This is a genomic window from Chroogloeocystis siderophila 5.2 s.c.1, assembly GCF_001904655.1.
Classification (GTDB): domain Bacteria; phylum Cyanobacteriota; class Cyanobacteriia; order Cyanobacteriales; family Chroococcidiopsidaceae; genus Chroogloeocystis; species Chroogloeocystis siderophila.
This window is the reverse complement of the sequence record NZ_MRCC01000028.1, coordinates 13,400-30,453: the sequence shown is the minus strand read 5'-3', so window position 1 is coordinate 30,453 and position 17,054 is coordinate 13,400. Positions and strand designations below refer to the sequence as shown.

The 17,054-nt window shown below is 43.3% G+C and carries 14 protein-coding genes; 9 read left to right on the top strand and 5 right to left on the bottom strand.

The window, feature by feature from the left end; genetic code table 11:
* Window positions 1–166: 166 nt before the first annotated feature.
* Window positions 167–577 carry a universal stress protein gene (locus NIES1031_RS22095; protein ID WP_073551597.1) on the bottom strand — a complete coding sequence of 137 codons (411 nt, stop codon included), beginning with the start codon at window positions 575–577 and terminating at the stop codon, window positions 167–169.
* An 89-nt stretch (window positions 578–666) separates the two neighbouring features.
* Here NIES1031_RS22095 and NIES1031_RS22090 point away from each other — a divergent pair, with 89 nt between their 5' ends.
* Both NIES1031_RS22090 and NIES1031_RS22085 read left to right on the top strand, forming a co-directional pair.
* The gene (locus NIES1031_RS22090; RefSeq protein ID WP_073551596.1) at window positions 667–1,869 is read left to right on the top strand and encodes a phosphoglycerate kinase; all 1,203 of its coding nucleotides are present in this window, start codon (window positions 667–669) and stop codon (window positions 1,867–1,869) included.
* A 281-nt stretch (window positions 1,870–2,150) separates the two neighbouring features.
* Window positions 2,151–2,489, top strand: a complete 339-nt coding sequence (locus NIES1031_RS22085) for a hypothetical protein (protein WP_073551595.1) — start codon at window positions 2,151–2,153, stop codon at window positions 2,487–2,489.
* Between the two features lie 119 nt (window positions 2,490–2,608).
* Here NIES1031_RS22085 and NIES1031_RS22080 read toward each other — a convergent pair whose 3' ends face one another.
* Window positions 2,609–4,585, bottom strand: coding sequence for a serine/threonine-protein kinase (locus tag NIES1031_RS22080; RefSeq protein ID WP_073551594.1), 1,977 nt, complete (start codon window positions 4,583–4,585; stop codon window positions 2,609–2,611).
* A 275-nt stretch (window positions 4,586–4,860) separates the two neighbouring features.
* Window positions 4,861–6,537: a serine/threonine-protein kinase gene (locus NIES1031_RS22075; RefSeq protein ID WP_218596929.1), complete on the bottom strand. Its 1,677-nt coding sequence runs from the start codon at window positions 6,535–6,537 to the stop codon at window positions 4,861–4,863.
* Window positions 6,538–6,950: 413 nt separating this feature from the next.
* Here NIES1031_RS22075 and NIES1031_RS22070 point away from each other — a divergent pair, with 413 nt between their 5' ends.
* From NIES1031_RS22070 to NIES1031_RS22050, 5 genes are all read left to right on the top strand, one after another.
* Complete coding sequence (locus NIES1031_RS22070; RefSeq protein ID WP_073551592.1) at window positions 6,951–8,480, top strand: phenylacetate--CoA ligase family protein; 1,530 nt, start codon at window positions 6,951–6,953, stop codon at window positions 8,478–8,480.
* Between the two features lie 100 nt (window positions 8,481–8,580).
* On the top strand, window positions 8,581–9,078 hold the full coding sequence (locus tag NIES1031_RS22065; protein ID WP_073551591.1) for a GNAT family N-acetyltransferase: 498 nt from the start codon (window positions 8,581–8,583) through the stop codon (window positions 9,076–9,078).
* A gap of 263 nt (window positions 9,079–9,341) precedes the next feature.
* A complete protein-coding gene (locus NIES1031_RS22060; RefSeq protein WP_073551590.1) occupies window positions 9,342–10,367 on the top strand; it encodes a FecCD family ABC transporter permease in 1,026 nt (341 codons plus the stop codon).
* Window positions 10,368–10,420: 53 nt separating this feature from the next.
* Window positions 10,421–11,206 carry an ABC transporter ATP-binding protein gene (locus NIES1031_RS22055; RefSeq protein WP_073551589.1) on the top strand — a complete coding sequence of 262 codons (786 nt, stop codon included), beginning with the start codon at window positions 10,421–10,423 and terminating at the stop codon, window positions 11,204–11,206.
* A gap of 47 nt (window positions 11,207–11,253) precedes the next feature.
* Complete coding sequence (locus tag NIES1031_RS22050; protein ID WP_073551588.1) at window positions 11,254–12,162, top strand: LysR family transcriptional regulator; 909 nt, start codon at window positions 11,254–11,256, stop codon at window positions 12,160–12,162.
* A 112-nt stretch (window positions 12,163–12,274) separates the two neighbouring features.
* Here NIES1031_RS22050 and NIES1031_RS22045 read toward each other — a convergent pair whose 3' ends face one another.
* Complete coding sequence (locus NIES1031_RS22045; RefSeq protein WP_073551587.1) at window positions 12,275–12,547, bottom strand: WGxxGxxG family protein; 273 nt, start codon at window positions 12,545–12,547, stop codon at window positions 12,275–12,277.
* Between the two features lie 215 nt (window positions 12,548–12,762).
* Entirely contained in the window at window positions 12,763–14,535 is a 1,773-nt protein-coding gene (locus tag NIES1031_RS22040; RefSeq protein WP_084544439.1) for an endo-1,4-beta-xylanase, read from the bottom strand.
* A gap of 239 nt (window positions 14,536–14,774) precedes the next feature.
* On the opposite strand from NIES1031_RS22040, the gene NIES1031_RS22035 reads away from it, so the two are divergent.
* Together NIES1031_RS22035 and NIES1031_RS22030 are read left to right on the top strand one after the other, a co-directional pair.
* Complete coding sequence (locus NIES1031_RS22035) at window positions 14,775–15,509, top strand: hypothetical protein (protein WP_073551585.1); 735 nt, start codon at window positions 14,775–14,777, stop codon at window positions 15,507–15,509.
* Window positions 15,510–16,028: 519 nt separating this feature from the next.
* Window positions 16,029–17,024: a YihY/virulence factor BrkB family protein gene (locus NIES1031_RS22030; protein WP_073551584.1), complete on the top strand. Its 996-nt coding sequence runs from the start codon at window positions 16,029–16,031 to the stop codon at window positions 17,022–17,024.
* The last annotated feature ends 30 nt before the right edge of the window (window positions 17,025–17,054 follow it).

Genomic DNA, 17,054 nt, shown 5'->3' with positions numbered 1-17,054 from the left:
TTCAGGTCTTCACTGGAAAGATGGCGTTCTCGATGGGCTTTTATCTGCCGATTTGCTATAATCTGCTAGCGTTAGAGCGTGTGCTTTCTTTCATACTTTTAACTTTCTAAAGTCTTTCAAAATAAACTCCGTCCCAAATAAATAAAGAGCTAACTCTAATTGCTATTTAAGGAACAATCAATACAGGACAGGGAGAAAGATTGATCACGCGATTCGTCACACTATCGCTGGCACCTTCTTCAGTTAATCCCAGTCCACGACAGCCCATGATAATTAAATTCGCCTCAATTTCATCTGCTACGTCGCAAATGACAAACGCAGGTTTACCCTCGCGTTCGATTGTTTCGGCTTGGATACCCTGTTCAGTAAATAGCGATTGGGCATTTCTGAGCAGTTGGGCTACAGCATCAGGTGACGCCATCATGTCCGCCCCAGGCTCGTTTTCTGAATCCGCAGATTCGACGACTGATAGCAGCACCAAGCGACTATCATACTTTTTCACGACATCAGCAACAACTTCAGCCGCTTCTCTAGCATCTCGGCTTTGATCGATCGGAAATAAAACAGTCTTAAACATTGCAGGCATCGTTGATACCCCGACTCCGGTAAAATGTGGACGGCGCTTAATAATTAATTAAGAATCCAATTAGGAGGAACTTGTCAATTATGTCCAAAAAAACTTTAGCAAATTTATCGGCTTCAGACTTATCGGGTAAGCGTGCATTAGTGCGGGTGGACTTTAATGTTCCATTGGATGACCAAGGGAATATCACTGATGATACTCGGATTCGCGCAGCACTGCCGACGATTCAGGATTTGATGCAAAAAGGCGCTAAGGTCATTTTAGCGAGCCATTTCGGACGTCCCAAGGGTGTTGATGACAAGCTGCGTCTGACTCCTGTTGCTAAACGGCTTTCGGAATTACTCGGTCAAGAAGTGATCAAATGCGATGACTGTATTGGAGACGAAGTTGCGAGTAAAGTATCAGGAATGCAAAATGGTCAGGTGTTGTTGCTAGAAAACGTCCGCTTTCACAAAGAAGAGGAGAAAAATGATCCTGAATTTGCGAAACAGTTAGCAGCCAATGCGGATATCTATGTCAACGATGCGTTTGGTACAGCCCACCGCGCTCATGCTTCAACCGAAGGTGTAACGCACTATCTTAGCCCCTCTGTCGCTGGATACTTGATTGAAAAAGAATTACAGTACTTGCAAAGCGCGATTGAAAATCCCCAACGTCCTTTAGCAGCGATTATTGGTGGTTCTAAAGTTTCTAGCAAAATTGGTGTCATCGAGACATTACTAGAAAAGTGCGACAAGCTGATTTTGGGTGGCGGGATGATTTTTACCTTTTACAAAGCCCGTGGGTTGAGTGTTGGTAAATCATTAGTAGAAGATGACAAGCTAGAACTTGCCAAATCCTTAGAAGCTAAAGCAAAAGAACGTGGCGTGCAAATGCTGTTACCGACGGATGTTGTCGTTGCTGATAAATTTGCAGCAGATGCTAATGCAGAAACTGTTAGCGTGGAGAATATTCCCGATGATGGTATGGGATTAGATGTTGGTCCTGATTCTGTCAAAATGTTCCAAGATGCGCTTGCTGAGTGCAAATCGGTTATTTGGAACGGACCAATGGGCGTATTTGAGTTTGATAAATTTGCCGTAGGAACCGAAGCGATCGCACGCACGCTTGCCGATCTTACCAAACAAGGCGTCACGACAATTATCGGTGGTGGTGACTCGGTTGCAGCCGTTGAGAAAGTAGGTGTCGCCGATCAAATGAGTCACATTTCAACGGGTGGCGGCGCTAGCTTAGAGTTACTTGAAGGTAAAGAACTTCCTGGTATCGCGGCTTTGGATGAAGCTTAAGTAGGAACTAGGAGCGAGGAGCGAGGAGCGAGTGGTGAGTTTCAAATTTTGAGTTTTGGAAAGCGTAGCGGTGTGTTAGCACGTTTTGAATTGTAAAGCGTTTCTTAACTTAACATTCAACACTAAGCACTCATAACTCTTCTGCTTCCTCTACTCTAATTCTCCCCGCAGGTAGAAGGCATCGGATAACACTGCCGCGTAGGATGCAATTCAGCTTGGGATTTACAGGGTGTGTCAGTAATTTTTACACTAGCATCACGAGAAAGTGAGGAAAAGTTTATATGCAACGGATTTTTGCTGTGTTGAAGCAAGCATTTCGCCAAAGCCTAGTTATTCTAGGTTTAGTGAGTTTAATGAGTGTGTCGTGTCTGTTGATTTTCGCAACTCAGCCGAGTATGGCTGCAAGTAGACCCATGATGCAGCAGGAGACGATGGATCAAAGCACGCAAGAAGCTGTAAGTGCGCGCGAACAAGCTTACGAGGAACAAATACAAGCAGCAGAAGATCCTGACAAGGTTTATGAAGAAAATGTTAAAAATGCTGGACAAGGTGAAGGCATTGTGCAGAAAGCTGTAGAAGGCGCGAAAGAAGCCGTTACTAAAGTCACAGGCAACGAGTAGTGTGGGAGTGTGGGGGGTGTGGGGAGTGTGGGAAGTGATCTAATTGCGATTTTTTCATATACCTGCATAATTGCCTACCCTACAACCCTCCTACCCGCCCACCTACTCTTGGCTTTGAGCTAATCAGCTATAACTTGGAAGAGATAATCAAGAGGTGCTGATGCAGTCGACACGACAACAAACTCGTAATATCCTGTTTCTGGTAATTTACCCGACCAAGTGCGATCGCTGGAATCTTCGAGTAAAACTGTACTGCCAGTAGGAGAGTATGCCGAAATCAGTACGCGGGGATCGGCTTCAAGATTAAGTTGCATAAGTTGATCTTTTGTTAACTGTGCAATATAAGCTTTGCCTTCACCTGGTTGTAAGTTTCCCCGAACTTGTTGAATTGTGTTTCCTTGCCCAAACGCGATTTTTTCATAACCACTACCTGAGACTAGGCGTTGTAGTTTATCGGTTGCGATCCCGTGCCATACTTGACCAATCGGCTGGTTGATAAAATTTCTACCTTTGTGTTGTGGAAATAAGTTGAAAAACGTAGCATCTGCGAGGTCATATAAAGCACGGCTGCTGAGGTTAAGTTTATTGACGGCTGCTTTCCAGCGATCGCGATCCGCAGCACGGTATTTTCCCAATCGTTGGCGGGCTTCTGGGCTTAATGCTTGCAGTTTGTTGAGGACTTCTGCGGCAATACTATCCCACTCGCTGCGTAACGCTGCATCCGCAGGGCTACCACTGAGGGCTTTGCCTTGTTGTTCGGGGCGTTCTTCCCAAAATAACTGATTCACTAAAGCATTGTAAAAACTATCACTAATTCCCAGTTGTTGACGGCGAGCGCGTAATTGGTTTTTGCGGTTTTGTTCGGCGGTGGAGTATTGCGGCGTGGGTGTTGGTGTCGCTACAGGAAGATTGGTTTGTACTGGTTCTGGCGTACTTGGAGTGCGAGATTGTAGCCAAAATCGAGTTCCCCACCAACTTAATCCTGCTGTCACGCTTAACAGTATTCCTACAACAAAGACTTTTCCTAAACCAAAGCTGTTAGTGTGCGCATAACTCACACTCGCAGGCTGTAATTGCCATGTCGCTGGAACAGTGTTGGGGACTGGAGGCTTTGAAACAATTGTTGTTGGTACTTGTACTGTGGATGGTTTGGGTGCGTTGCGATTGAGGGCTTGCAAAACTTGGCGTGCAGATGGATAGCGATCGCTTGCTTTGGGCATGAGCATTTTATCCAAGACATTCGCTAAGTTAGGGTTAAGATTAATTTCGTGCCGCCAGTTCCACTCTAATGTTTGCTCGTCGATTAAATCTTGTGGTTCTTTACCTGTCAATAATACGAGTGCGGTTGCGGCTAAAGCATACAAATCACTTTGGGGTGAGACAACTCCAGAAAAGATCTGTTCCGGCGGTGCACATCCAATTTTACCGACGCGAGTAACAGGCAACACTGTAGCGTGAGGATCAGCAGGGCTAAATTGAGAAACAATTGATGCGGCTACTTGTTTAACACCACCAAAATCGATGAGTACAGGTAGATAATCCGTATCGCGCAAGATGATATTATCTGGCGAAATATCGCGGTGGATAACTCCGAGTGCGTGGATATAATCTAAAACTGGCAGGATTTGTTGTAATAGCTGTGTAACTTCAGTTTCATTAAATTGTAAACCTTGCTGTTTGCGGGTATTTAATAGTTGGCGATAGCTCGCACCTGCAACATAATCTTGGACTAAAAGTAAATGTCCCTTACCTTCCAAATTAGCTTGAAAAAGTTCGCGAAAATTAGGAATTTGTGGATGTTGTAATTTGTAGAGAACTCCGGCTTCGCGTTGAAATAGTTGTTGCCCTTTTTGGAGAGCATAGGTACCTTGTACTTGGGGCGCAAATTCTTTTAAAACACACAGTTCATTGAAGCGATTAAGATCTTCTGCGAGATAAGTACGTCCGAAGCCACCTTGCCCTAATTGGCGGATAATGCGATAGCGATCGCCAATAATTCCTGGTTGTGTGTTGCTTGCTTCCACTAGCTTTTCGCCGCACTCAAGACAATAGCGACTGCGATTTGGATTTTCGTGTCCTTTGGAGCAGTACATCATACCGTTTCACTCTAAAGTTTCTACAAATAGGCAGATGCAGGTGCAGAGGAGCCTGCGTTGTGCGGGAGGTCGGTTCGGTTGCGTGCAAAGGTGTCCTTCGTTGAGCAAACCGACCGCAAGGTTCACCCCGTTGAGGCGACTGGCGTGGGCAGCGGAGAGATTAATTGTAGTTCTCATTTAGTGAAATAGTGCGTGCGATAATGCAAGAATGAAAAATAAATATTTCGTTTTCGACTTGCGCACACAAGACGCTTACACTTTTCACAATCTCGCTTTTATTGACTAGCCTGTTTTTGTTGATTCACTCGCTCGGCGGCGATCGCATACCATATTTGACCTAATGTATTAAGTTTAAGTTTCTTTCCGCGTTCTTCAGGGAAGAGGCGATAAAACTTTTGGTTTGTTTGTCGAGTTAATTCATCACTGGTGTAGTTCCCCAACTGTCCTTGATTAGCTTGCTTGTGCCAAGTTGTATAGTCTTTTTCGGTGTATGTTCCTAGGCGGCGTCGTATTGCTGGCGAGAGTTCTGCTTGTTCTAGTTTATCGAGCATCTGCTCGGCGATCGTAAACCAATCGTTGCGCAATGCAGCGTCTTGAGCATCAGATTTCAGGCTACGTCCATTTAAGTCAGGATGTTGGCGATGGAAAGAATCATCAACCAGACCAACAAAGAAAGCTTCTCGAATTTGTAAAGCTTGGCGGCGGCTAACGACGTTTTGTAGCCTGGCTGCTGTGTTGGTATTTGTTGGCGATCGCTGTGCTATTGGATTTAACGATGGCGTACGCATAATAGCATTTGCGAAGACCCACGCGCTGGTTGCAGCCAATCCCACTAAGCCTACAGTTATTGCTTTCATAAGCAGAGGACGCAGCCAACCCAAGTTTAACTTAATCGGCTTGTTGGCGTTCGCAGCCATCACTTGAGTTTTTGTGGAGTGCGTTTGATTTTCTGGTGATTGACGATTGCGCGTAGGTTCGGGCTTACGTCCTAATATATTAATCGTTCTTAGCTGCGAAATATTAAGCGTTGGAATTTTTTGTAGTGGTGTTTGTAGGGCTTGTAAGACCTCCTCGGCGTTCGTATAGCGATCGCCTGGTTGATACGCCAACATTTTCTGTAGTATTGCTTCTAGCTGCGGACTGACGTTAATTTCTTTACGCCATTGCCACGTACCTTTGTAGCTATCATATAAGTCTTGCGGTTCTTTACCCGTCAGCAATACCAATGCTGTCACCGCCAGCGCGTACAAGTCGCTATTGGGATATACTTTACCCTGGCGCATCTGTTCTTCTGGGGCGTAGCCTTGTTTACCTATTAAAGTCGGCATTCCTAACCCAGTGAATCGAGATACAACAGTTGCCGCAACTTGTTTTACTCCACCAAAATCAATCAGGACGGGCATTTTGTCGGTACTTCGCAGAATGATGTTGTCTGGAGCAATATCACGGTGTACGACTTTCTGTGCGTGAATGTACGTTAATACTGGTAATAATTTACACAAGAATTGTCGAACTTCGTCTTCCGAGAAAGAACCGCGCGATCGCAATAAGTCGTAGTAGGTGTCTCCCTCGATATAATCTTGTGCTAAGAATAAGCAATTTACGCCAGTTTTTGTTTCCGCTTGAAAAAATTCCAAAAAACGCGGTAGTTGCGGATGCTTGAGATTATATAGCGCCCCAGCTTCGCGCTCAAACAATTCTTTTGCTTTTTCGAGTTCGTGATCGCCTTGTACCTGTGGAGCAAATTCTTTGAGTACGCAACGCTCATTGAAGCGATGCAGATTTTCTGCTAAGTAGGTACGCCCAAAGCCACCAGCCGCTAACTGACGTACAAGACGATAGCGCTTTTCTAAAACTTCTCCTGCAGGTAGCCACAGTGGTTCACCACACTCAATACAAAAGCGGCTACCATTTTGATTTTTGTGTCCTTGATTGCAGTATAGAGGCATCATATTAGAGCATAAATTAACTCTGTTTGGTAGGAATAGCAATACCTAACCAAAGGGTATTAGTAATTTTTAATACAATCAATACAATGGTGGCAAGAATCAAGAAGACATGGCACTGCTTGTAAACACTATTTCTCCTTATCCTCTTCCCCAGAGTCAGAAAAACCAAGCAGCGTCAGAAGCTTCCAAATTAAAGTTCCCCACTCGTGGGGGATTCAGGGGGCGAGAAGCCTGAAACTTGAGCGAGAAAACTTATTTATACTCCGTCTAGATTGAGAAAGACAGCCATTTCAGCGTCCAGACAAGAATATTTAATGTTTTTTCTATCTTGAGAAAAGCTTAGTATTCGTAAGCTTTAGCTTTAACTATGCAGCAATTGATGTAGTAAGCGTTAAATTAGAATCAACGATTATAAGATGTTTTTATCAAACAACGGAAAAACTGTAGGCAAAACTCAGCAAGCATTACAAGCGTTTCAAGAGTTTCTGACAACACCGCTAGCAACACGCCTTAAACGACATGAAAATACTTCTTTAGAAGCAAGTACCAGAGCATTATTTCAGGAAGTTGCGGCAAATGTACCCGCCTACAAAGCTTTTTTAGCTGCACGCAAAATTAATCCAGCATCGATTCAAACTTTAGCAGATTACCAAACACTACCACTGTTAACTAAAGAAAACTATCTACGGCGGTATTCGCTAGGAGATTTGTGTAGAAATGGACAGATGGAAATGTGCGATATGATTGCCGTTTCCTCAGGTTCAACCGGTAAACCGACATTTTGGGCAAGATTTATCACAGATGAATTGCAGATTGCTACTCGTTTTGAGCAAATATTCTACGATAGCTTTTTTTCCGACACGCGCCGTACGCTAGCCGTTGTCTGTTTTGCGCTGGGAACCTGGGTTGGTGGAATGTACACGACTAATTGTTGTCGTTATGTAGCACAAAAAGGTTATCCAATTACCGTTGTTACTCCAGGCAACAATAAAGAAGAAATTTTTCGCGTTGTGCAAGAACTGGGTGATGCTTTTGAACAAGTTGTTTTACTTGGATATCCACCGTTTATTAAAGATGTAATCGATACAGGAATGAACCATGGGATTGAATGGCAGCGATATCAAATAAAATTAGTGTTTGCTGGTGAAGTTTTTAGCGAAGAATGGCGTAGCTTAGTGACACAACGCGTCGGGGCAAAAAATCCCTGTTATGATACGGCGGCGCTTTATGGTACAGCAGATGCAGGCGTTTTAGGTAATGAAACTGCACTGAGTATTTGTATTCGGCGTTTTTTAGCAGACCGTCCCGATTTAGCGCGTCAATTATTCGGTGAATCGCGCCTCCCGACACTCGTACAATACGATCCTTGCGATCGCTTTTTTGAAGTTCAAGATGGTACACTGGTATTTTCTGGCAAAAACGGTATTCCCTTGGTGCGCTATCACATTGCTGATACAGGTGGCTTGATTTCGTACAATACGATGTTGGAATTTTTAGCCGCAGCAGGATTTGACCCCGTCGCAGCTTTAGAAGAGTATGGAGTAAGAGGAAATTATTCATTGCCGTTTGTGTACGTTTTTGGGCGTTCTGACTTTACGGTTTCCTACTTTGGTGCGAATATTTACCCTGAGAATGTCACTGTAGGATTAGAACAACCAACGATTCAAGAATGGGTGACGGGTAAGTTTGTGTTGCAGGTGCAAGAAGACGCGGATCAAAATCGCTACTTATCAATTGTCGTTGAGTTAGCACCAGGAGTCAGCAACAATGAAGACAAACGACAGGCAATCGCAACCTCGATTCACGCCCACCTCTTGCGTCTTAATAGCGAGTTTGCGAACTACGTTCCTGTGGAATATCAAATGCCACAAGTCACGTTAGCCACAACGGGCGATCCTGAGTATTTCCCTATTGGAGTTAAGCATCGCTATACTCGAAAAAATTAATATTCGTGCTTTGAATCGACGAAAAGCCAAGTTACGCAAATGCGATCGCGAAAATCGTATCCAGTAGGCATTGCCTGCGCTTGTTTAATAAAAATCAATCATGCCTGAGATAACAATTCGCGCATTTGAAATGACTGATTGGCAAGATGTTGCTACGCTATTTCTACTGCCAAATTGTCGGTGGGGAACCTTACAAATGCCCTACCAATCCCGTGATGAAATTCAGCAGAAACTAGAAAAACCTTCGCCTGGTATGTATAAATTGGTAGCAGTTGCTACAGATTCTCAAAAAGTTATCGGTATGGTTAGTTTACACACTCATCGCGGTCGTCGCGTTCATGTAGGTGCCTTAGGAATGTTTGTTCATGATGACTATCAGAACCAAGGTATCGGTTCTAAACTTCTCGATGCAATCCTTGACTTAGCAGAAAATTGGCTTAATCTAAAGCGCCTTGAACTAGAAGTATATACTGATAATTTAAGGGCTATCCATCTTTATGAAAAGTACGGATTTGTTATTGAAGGCACTCTACACAAGTATGCTTTCCGAGATGGTAATTATGTTGATGCTTACACGATGGCAAAAGTTAGGGATTAAAGTACCAATGTAAACCAATTATGGTCAAAGTTAAGTGTTATCCAACAGTATCAAGTCTAATGTGCCGTCGGTGCTTAGAAAGGCTTATTCAGTTTTCACGGTCACAACCTAAATAAGATGACTGTAATGAATTCAGCGAACTAAATAGTCTCCTTGCGTCAAAAATGACTTATAAGATCGTCTTGAGAATGACTTGCATTTAATTAATAATAAAATTTAACACAGTGATTTACTGGAAATATATTGCTAGTTATCTATAAGTAATGCTCAATCCTCATAAATTACCAGGAGGAGAACCAGGATTCGTTACATCTCGTACGGTATTCGCCGTAGCTTTGCTGAGTTTAGCAATCATCCTTACGCTTTGGCTTTCGCTGTCACAAGGCGCAGTTCCGCTAAGTTTTGCCGAGTTATGGCAAGCTTTACTGCATCAAGGCGATCCTGTCAAGCAGACGATACTCTGGGATCTCCGTCTTCCGCGTATTGTTGCCGCAATTACTGTCGGTGCGGCGTTAGGAATGTCTGGCGCACTTCTTCAAGGTATGTTACGCAATAGTCTTGCTGATCCGTTTATTCTCGGTATTTCAGCGGGTGCAGGATTAGTTGTGATTGTGATGGTGGTGTTGCGAATTTATCAAGCCTGGATTCCCTTAGCAAGTTGGATCGGCGCGATCGCAACTTCAGCAATCGTATTCCTGCTAGGACGTACCGGAACAGGAATCGCGATTGAACGGCTGATTTTAGGGGGAGTCGCTGTCAGTGCTTTATTTGGTGCGGTACAAAGTACACTGCTATTACTTGCAGAAGATGGTCAAGTACAAGTAGCCCTCAATTGGCTAATTGGCAGTTTAAACGGAAGAGGATGGCAAGAAGTCACCACATCAGGTCCTTATATTGCTGTTGCTTTACTCGGAGGATGCTTGCTAGCACGATCTGTGAATGTACTGGCGTTGGGAGACGATTTAGCCGTCGGGTTGGGGGTTTCTTTGCTGCGATCGCGTATCCTTATTGGTGGTGTCGCGAGTTTACTAGCAGCAAGTTCGGTGAGTATCAGTGGTTTAATTGGCTTTGTCGGTTTAGTTGTTCCCCACGGTGTACGCTTGTTAGTCGGTACGGATCACCGCGTTGTTTTACCACTATCTGCCCTATTTGGTGCGTGGTTACTTATCTTTGCTGATTTACTCTCGCGGCTGGGCGCTGTTGAACTTCCTGTAGGTTCAGTGACTGCGTTACTCGGTTCGCCGCTATTTATTTGGCTACTGTATCGCCGTTCAAATGAAATAAAGTAAGTTTAACTAAATTCCCTAACCCCCGATTCCTGACCTCTGACCCCTTGTATATAATGCCACTTTCATTGCAAAATCTTACTGGCGGTTATACCGCTGTACCTGTTGTTTGTAATATTAACTTGACGCTGCAAACCGGAGAATGGCTAAGTTTAGTTGGTGCTAACGGTTCGGGTAAATCGACACTGCTAAAATTACTCAGTCGTATTCTCTCGCCACAAACAGGAGTCGTACTACTCGATGGTAAAGCGATTCATACGCAACCTGCGAATGTTGTTGCGCAGAAACTTGCATTATTACCACAACAGCAAACAATTCCTGTAGGTTTATCAGTACGACAATTAGTCAGTTTAGGAAGAACACCACATCAACCTTGGTGGCGATGGGAACTTAACGTAGAAGATAAACAAAAAGTAGAAAATGCGATTCAAAAAACCCAATTGGAACATTTAAGCGATCGCGCTGTCGAACAGCTTTCTGGCGGCGAACGTCAACGGGCTTTTTTGGCATTAGCACTAGCACAAGAACCACAAGTTTTGTTACTAGATGAACCAACAACTTACTTAGATATTAACTATCAGCTTCAATTACTCGAATTACTCAAAGCTTTGAATCAACAGCAACTGACAATTATTACCGTTTTACACGAATTAAATTTAGCCGCCCGCTACAGTTCGCGAATTGCATTGTTAAAAGAGGGTCAACTGTGGGAAGTTGGTACGCCGCAACAAGTACTGACACCAGATAATATCGCTCAAGTTTTTAGCGTTGAAGCTACGATTATGAATACACCTGTGGGATTGCAAGTATGTGCAATTTCTGCTTTGGATTCAACAGTTTGAATTTTTTCTTTAACTCATAATTAAGAATTCATGAATCATGAAATAGCATGAAAGCAAATTATCAAAACCAAATGAAGTTGTCACAGTTACGGATTTTGGTTGCTGTTGCAGAGTGCGAAAATTTTAGTGAGGCTGCTTTGCAACTTGAAATGTCACAATCAGCAGTTAGTCATGCGATCGCAACTTTGGAAGATCATTTAGGTGTCGTATTAGTTTCGCGAGGGCGTCACGGTGCGCGGCTGACTGCTGTAGGTAAAAGAATTGTCGAACACGCCCGCGTTATTGTGAATCGCACAGAAGAAATTATTAAAGAAGCCGAGTTAGCGAAAGGATTAAAAGCAGATCAAGTCCGTATTGCTTCGTTTCGTAGTGTTGCTACGCATATATTACCACGCGCGATCGCCGAATTTCATCGCCGTTTTCCATCGATTGCCGTTCATCTCATTGAACACGACAATTGTGGTGATGTAGAACATACACTACGCGAAGGACGCGCCGATATTGGCTTTATTCTGCTACCTGGAGGTGAAAGTCTAAAAACGTGGGAATTACTACGTGATGAATACCTAGCTTTGTTTCCGCCAAATGTCAAGGTTTTTTCACTAAAGTTAACTTGGGAAGACTTAGTAAATTATCCCCTAATTATGCATCCGCCTGAAGACACGATGATGCAGCCAGTTTACGCGCACGTACAAGCTTGTGGTTATAAATTGCGCGCAGCCTATGAAGTTGAAACTGATGCTGCGATTGTGAGTCTAGTAGCGCAAGGACTAGGTGCAACCATCTTACCTCGTTTAGCGGCTCAGCCAATTCCAGCAAATGTACAAATATTCAGCTTACCAGTTCCTCTCGAAAGAATTATCGGTGTAGCAATTTTAGCAGAGGCTTTGCAAACTCCTGCGGTTTACGCGTTTTTAGATACAATTAAGCATCAATTATTATTGGAAAATTTGTAACAAGAAGTTTTGAGTACGTTTTTCTATGACTCGTTGAGAGAGATAAATTTTAATTCTACTGACTTTTGTAATAATATAGGAGAAGTATCTAAGTTTACTCCTCCTATTAGCCTTAATATCGAGTTGTAGTAGTTCCTGTTTCAGCGGGATCTCTGTAGGCAACAGTACGTTTCGGTTGACGAAATAGACCAGCTAGACCAATCAAACCAAGGAGTCCTAACCAACCCCAGCTATTGTTATCGTCTCTTGTTTCTTGAACAGTTGTTGTCGTTGTTGTATTTGGGTTAGTTGTTGTTTGGGCGTTAGCAGGAAGCGATAATGGCGCAACGGCTACACTCAGGGCGATAATACTTGCCCCAACCGTTTTAGAAAAAGAAGGTTTCATACGCGGGTCAACTTGATGGTAGATAGTGTTTGTGGTTGAGTTGAAAGTGCTATTTGTCTGATGTAGCTCAGTAAACTCATCTATACATGAAGTTATCAATTTTTACCAAGTTCCAAATCAATCTTCAGCAATATTCCGAGAATTTGCGCATCTCTAACTGAAGAAGTAAAACACTCTCTTTAGTAGAAATAACTCATTTTTTATCGTGACAAAAGTTACACTTGTACTAAGTAAGGAGAACTAATAGCTTGAGCTTGATCTGCATCGACCAAAGCTTGATAGACAAAAGCTGCAACTTCAGCACGAGTTGCATTGCGGTTAGGATTGAGTTGGCGTACGGTAGGGTAGTTGATAACCATCTGCCGTTGCGTTGCGGCTGCGACTTTATTCATTGCGTAGCTAGGAATTTGCGCGGCATCTTGGTAATAAGAAAGCACGCTAGTATTGTCACTGCTAAGATTTAAACCACTTGCTAGCGCTACAATGACTTGAACTCTGGGAATTTGCTGGCTAGGTTGGAAAATTCTTCCTGGATAACCGACAAGAAAACCTCTTCGCACCGCCGTTTGAATCGCACTATATCCCCAGAAACTACGAGGAACATCAACAAATTCGATACTAGCGTTATTTTGCGATGCTTGCGGGAAAGCTTTGGTAACGATTGCTGCAAACTCAGCACGAGTGACAGGTGCGTTGGGTTTAAAAGTACCATCTGGAAATCCGCTAATGATGTTTTTGTCAGCCAAGGCTTGAATATAGCGCTGCGCCCAATGACCTTGAATATCAGCAAACGTTGTCGGAGTGGGTAATCCTGGTTGTGATGGACGCGTCGGCGCTTGGGCGATCGCACTTGTTAGCGATTGCCATGCGGGTTTCGGTTTCAGTTGCGCGTCAAAAGGTAAAGGACGCAATCCCGCCCCATCTTTGCGAGGTTTTGTACTTGCTAGCCACGTATAGCGATCGCTAATTCCCCAAGTAATGACAGCGGTGACTGCGGGTTGGTCTAGAACTACCTCAAGAAAGTCTGCATAGATTTTAGCAACGGCGCGATCGCGAATAGCAGGGTCTCTAGGGAGTTGCTGATCGTTGACATCGAGTTCTGTGATCATAATTTCTAAACCCATGTCAGCAATATTACGTAAAAACCTACCAATTTGTGTAAATTTCACACCATTAGGATGACCGAATAAATGTCCTTGAACTCCCAAAGCTTGGATTGGAGTACCCCTAGACTTTAAGCGTTCTAATAACCTCAATATTGCATTGCGCTTTGTTTCGGCTTGCGGAGTGTCGTGCTCAACACCAAAATCGTTGTACATTAATATCGCCCGCGGGTCTGCTTCGGCTGCCATCCGAAAAGCGAGATCGATGTAATCAGGTCCTAGAAATCGCAACCAAGGTGTATTCCGTAACTTATCAGCACGTTGCACGCGTGGTTCAATGGCTTCATTTACTACATCCCAAGAGTGCATTTGTCCGGCGTAATGTCCAGCAACGCGAGAAATGTGTTCGCGCAAAAATTTTTCAGCGTTTTGTTTGTTGACAGTTTTAGCAAACCAATTGGGTAAACCGTTATGCCATACCAACGTATGTCCGCGAAATAACATCCCATTACGTCGCGCAAATTGCGCCATCCAGTCTGCACGCGTAAAGTTAAATTGAGTGGGACTAGGGCGAAGCGCTTGCCACTTTAGTTCGTTTGCAGGTACTAGAATCCCACACTGTTGAGCAACAAGATTAGCGTAGGCTTGATCCGAGGAAAGATTATTATAATTGACTGCTGCACCAAAAAGTAATCCTTTTGTTCTAGCTGAGGCGCGTAATGCGATCGCTTCTGCTGCTAAAGCAACACTGGGATCTGCCGAAATATCTGGATTAAGCAGATTTAAGTGTCTAAGTTGCGATGCTGTGGTAAAGACGCCCATGCCAGTCAACGCACCTAAACCCATTAAAAAATGACGTCTTTTTAGTAGCAGTTGTTTATGCATATAAATAACAATAAATCAATAGTACTACTTCTCAATCTGTAGTATTTGCTAAAATCCCCTATACCTCGACTTCTGTAATATTGCTATAGTTTCCTTTATTGAGCTAAATCTATATAATTTACAACTTTGAATATCCCCTAAGTTGGTTGCCAAGCTGGGAAAAAGTACGTAATCAAATAGAAGTATTCGATTTTGCCATCCTACGCTGATCAGTGGGAAAGCTCCAAAAGGCAGAAAATATGAATTTTTTGACAGCATTGCTTGCAGTCGGACTTGCTTTTGTACATATCTTCGCTGGAAAGTTGTGCTTTTTTGATACTATTCCTCGCAGTCGTTGGTTATCAATGGCGGGAGGTGTTTCGGTTGCTTATGTGTTTGTGCATTTGTTACCCGAACTCAACGAAAGACAACACGCATTTGAGCATAGCACTAACGGTATTCTTGCTTACTTTGAAGACCACGTTTATCTTGTTGCGCTTTTTGGTCTTGCTGCATTTTATGGCTTAGAGCGTGCAGCAAATCTGTCGCGTCAGAGTAACCGTAAAGCGGGGAAAAAAGATACGACTAGCTGGTACGTCTTTTGGATTCATATCATTTCGTTTTCGCTTTATAACGCGCTCATTGGCTATCTACTCGTTCATCGACAAGATCCAGAATTTGTGAGTCTATTGCTGTTTTCTTTTGCTATGGCACTACACTTTATTGTTAATGATCACGGTCTACGCGAAAATCACAAGCATGACTATGACCGAGTAGGGCGTTGGATACTGGCGATCGCGATTGTTTTTGGCTACTGTGTCGGACAAGCGACGGAGATTCAAGAAATGGCAGTTAGCGCACTGTTTGCGTTTGTTGGTGGCGGAGTCATTCTCAATGTCCTGAAAGAAGAACTACCAGAAGAACGTGAAAGTCGCTTTTGGGCATTTGCGCTCGGTGCATTTGGTTATGCAGTAATATTACTCCTTACCAATTAAAATGGAAGACTTTGAGTATTTTAGAAGCCTTTTCTGCGCCTCTGACCTTTCCAGTTCTGGGGAAGAAGATAAAGAAAAATGCCTAAATACTTGACAATACTAATAGTTTGTGGACTTAAGAATTCAACAGGTGGGAAGTAATGACGAATACTTCCTTGACGCTTTGCGTAAATGTATTCTGCAACAAGAATAACAATTGAAAAAATCAGATACTATCAGCGCATATGTCGCAGAGAGCCGGGTGAAAACAGAGATAAGATATGACGTTAACCGTAGAGAGTTCAGTGTTGAATGTTGTATTCATCAGTCAAAAATTTCTAATGTTTCCAGTACGCTTATTATGTGCTAGTCGTATTAACCATTGTTATAGTTAAAGTTTTCTATCAAGAATAACCACCATAGCAATCCTATTTGAGTTGTAAGATTTTTTTGAAACGAACCACAGAGTACACAGAAGAGATAGAGAGGGTCACAACTGACTTGAGATTGCTATATAACCAACATTAAGGAGATGTATTTGTGAACATCAAAGTCATTATTAGTTTATTAAAAGAAACCTTTGCCGAATGGAATAAGGATAAAGTAGCGCGCATCGCCGCCTCGCTTGCGTATTACACGATGTTTTCGCTGGCGCCACTGCTGATTATTGTTATTGCGATCGCTGGTTCGGTTTTTGGTGAAGAAGCGGCGCGAAATGAAATTGTCACCCAGATCGAAGGTTTAGTAGGTAGAGAGGGTGCTGAGTTTATTCAAACAGCAATTGAAAACGCGAGTCAACCAGCCGAAGGAACGTTTGCTTCGCTCATTAGCATTGTTGTATTGCTCTTTGGTGCGACAGGATTATTTGCGGAATTACAAGATGCACTCAATACAGTCTGGGAAGTCCAACCCAAGCCAAATCAAGGGTTACTAGTTGTCATTCGCAACCGCTTTTTATCGTTTGCCATGATTTTGGGAATTGGCTTTTTGCTTCTCGTTTCGCTCGTCCTCGGTGCAGCTTTAGCGGTGATCGTCAATCTTTTTGGTAGTTGGTTTCCTTTTTTGAGTTCATTTTTACAGTTGCTTTCGTTTCTTTTTGGTTTTGCTGTTACTGCGTTTTTATTCGCTGCTATCTACAAGATTTTACCTGATGTCAAAATTGCCTGGAGTGATGTTTGGATTGGTGCAATTATTACATCATTTTTGTTTTCCATCGGTCGATTTTTACTCGGTCAATACATCGGTAACAGCAGTCTCGGCTCGATTTATGGTGCGGCGGGATCGCTTGTCGTGATTCTTGTATGGGTTTTTTATGCTTCGCAGATTTTACTTTTGGGTGCAGAATTTACTCAAGTTTATGCTAGAAAATTTGGTTCGGGAATTGTTCCTGCTAAAAATGCTGTTCCTTTAACTTCTGACGCCCGCGACGAACAGTCTGAAACGATTACGCGCCCTCGTCGTCAGGGATCTAACTTCTTAAGTCGCATTTTTGGTGGTTCTAAACGGCGATCGCCACGTCGCAGAAATCGTCGATAACTCAACAGCTTAGCGAGTGTATTGCGTTAA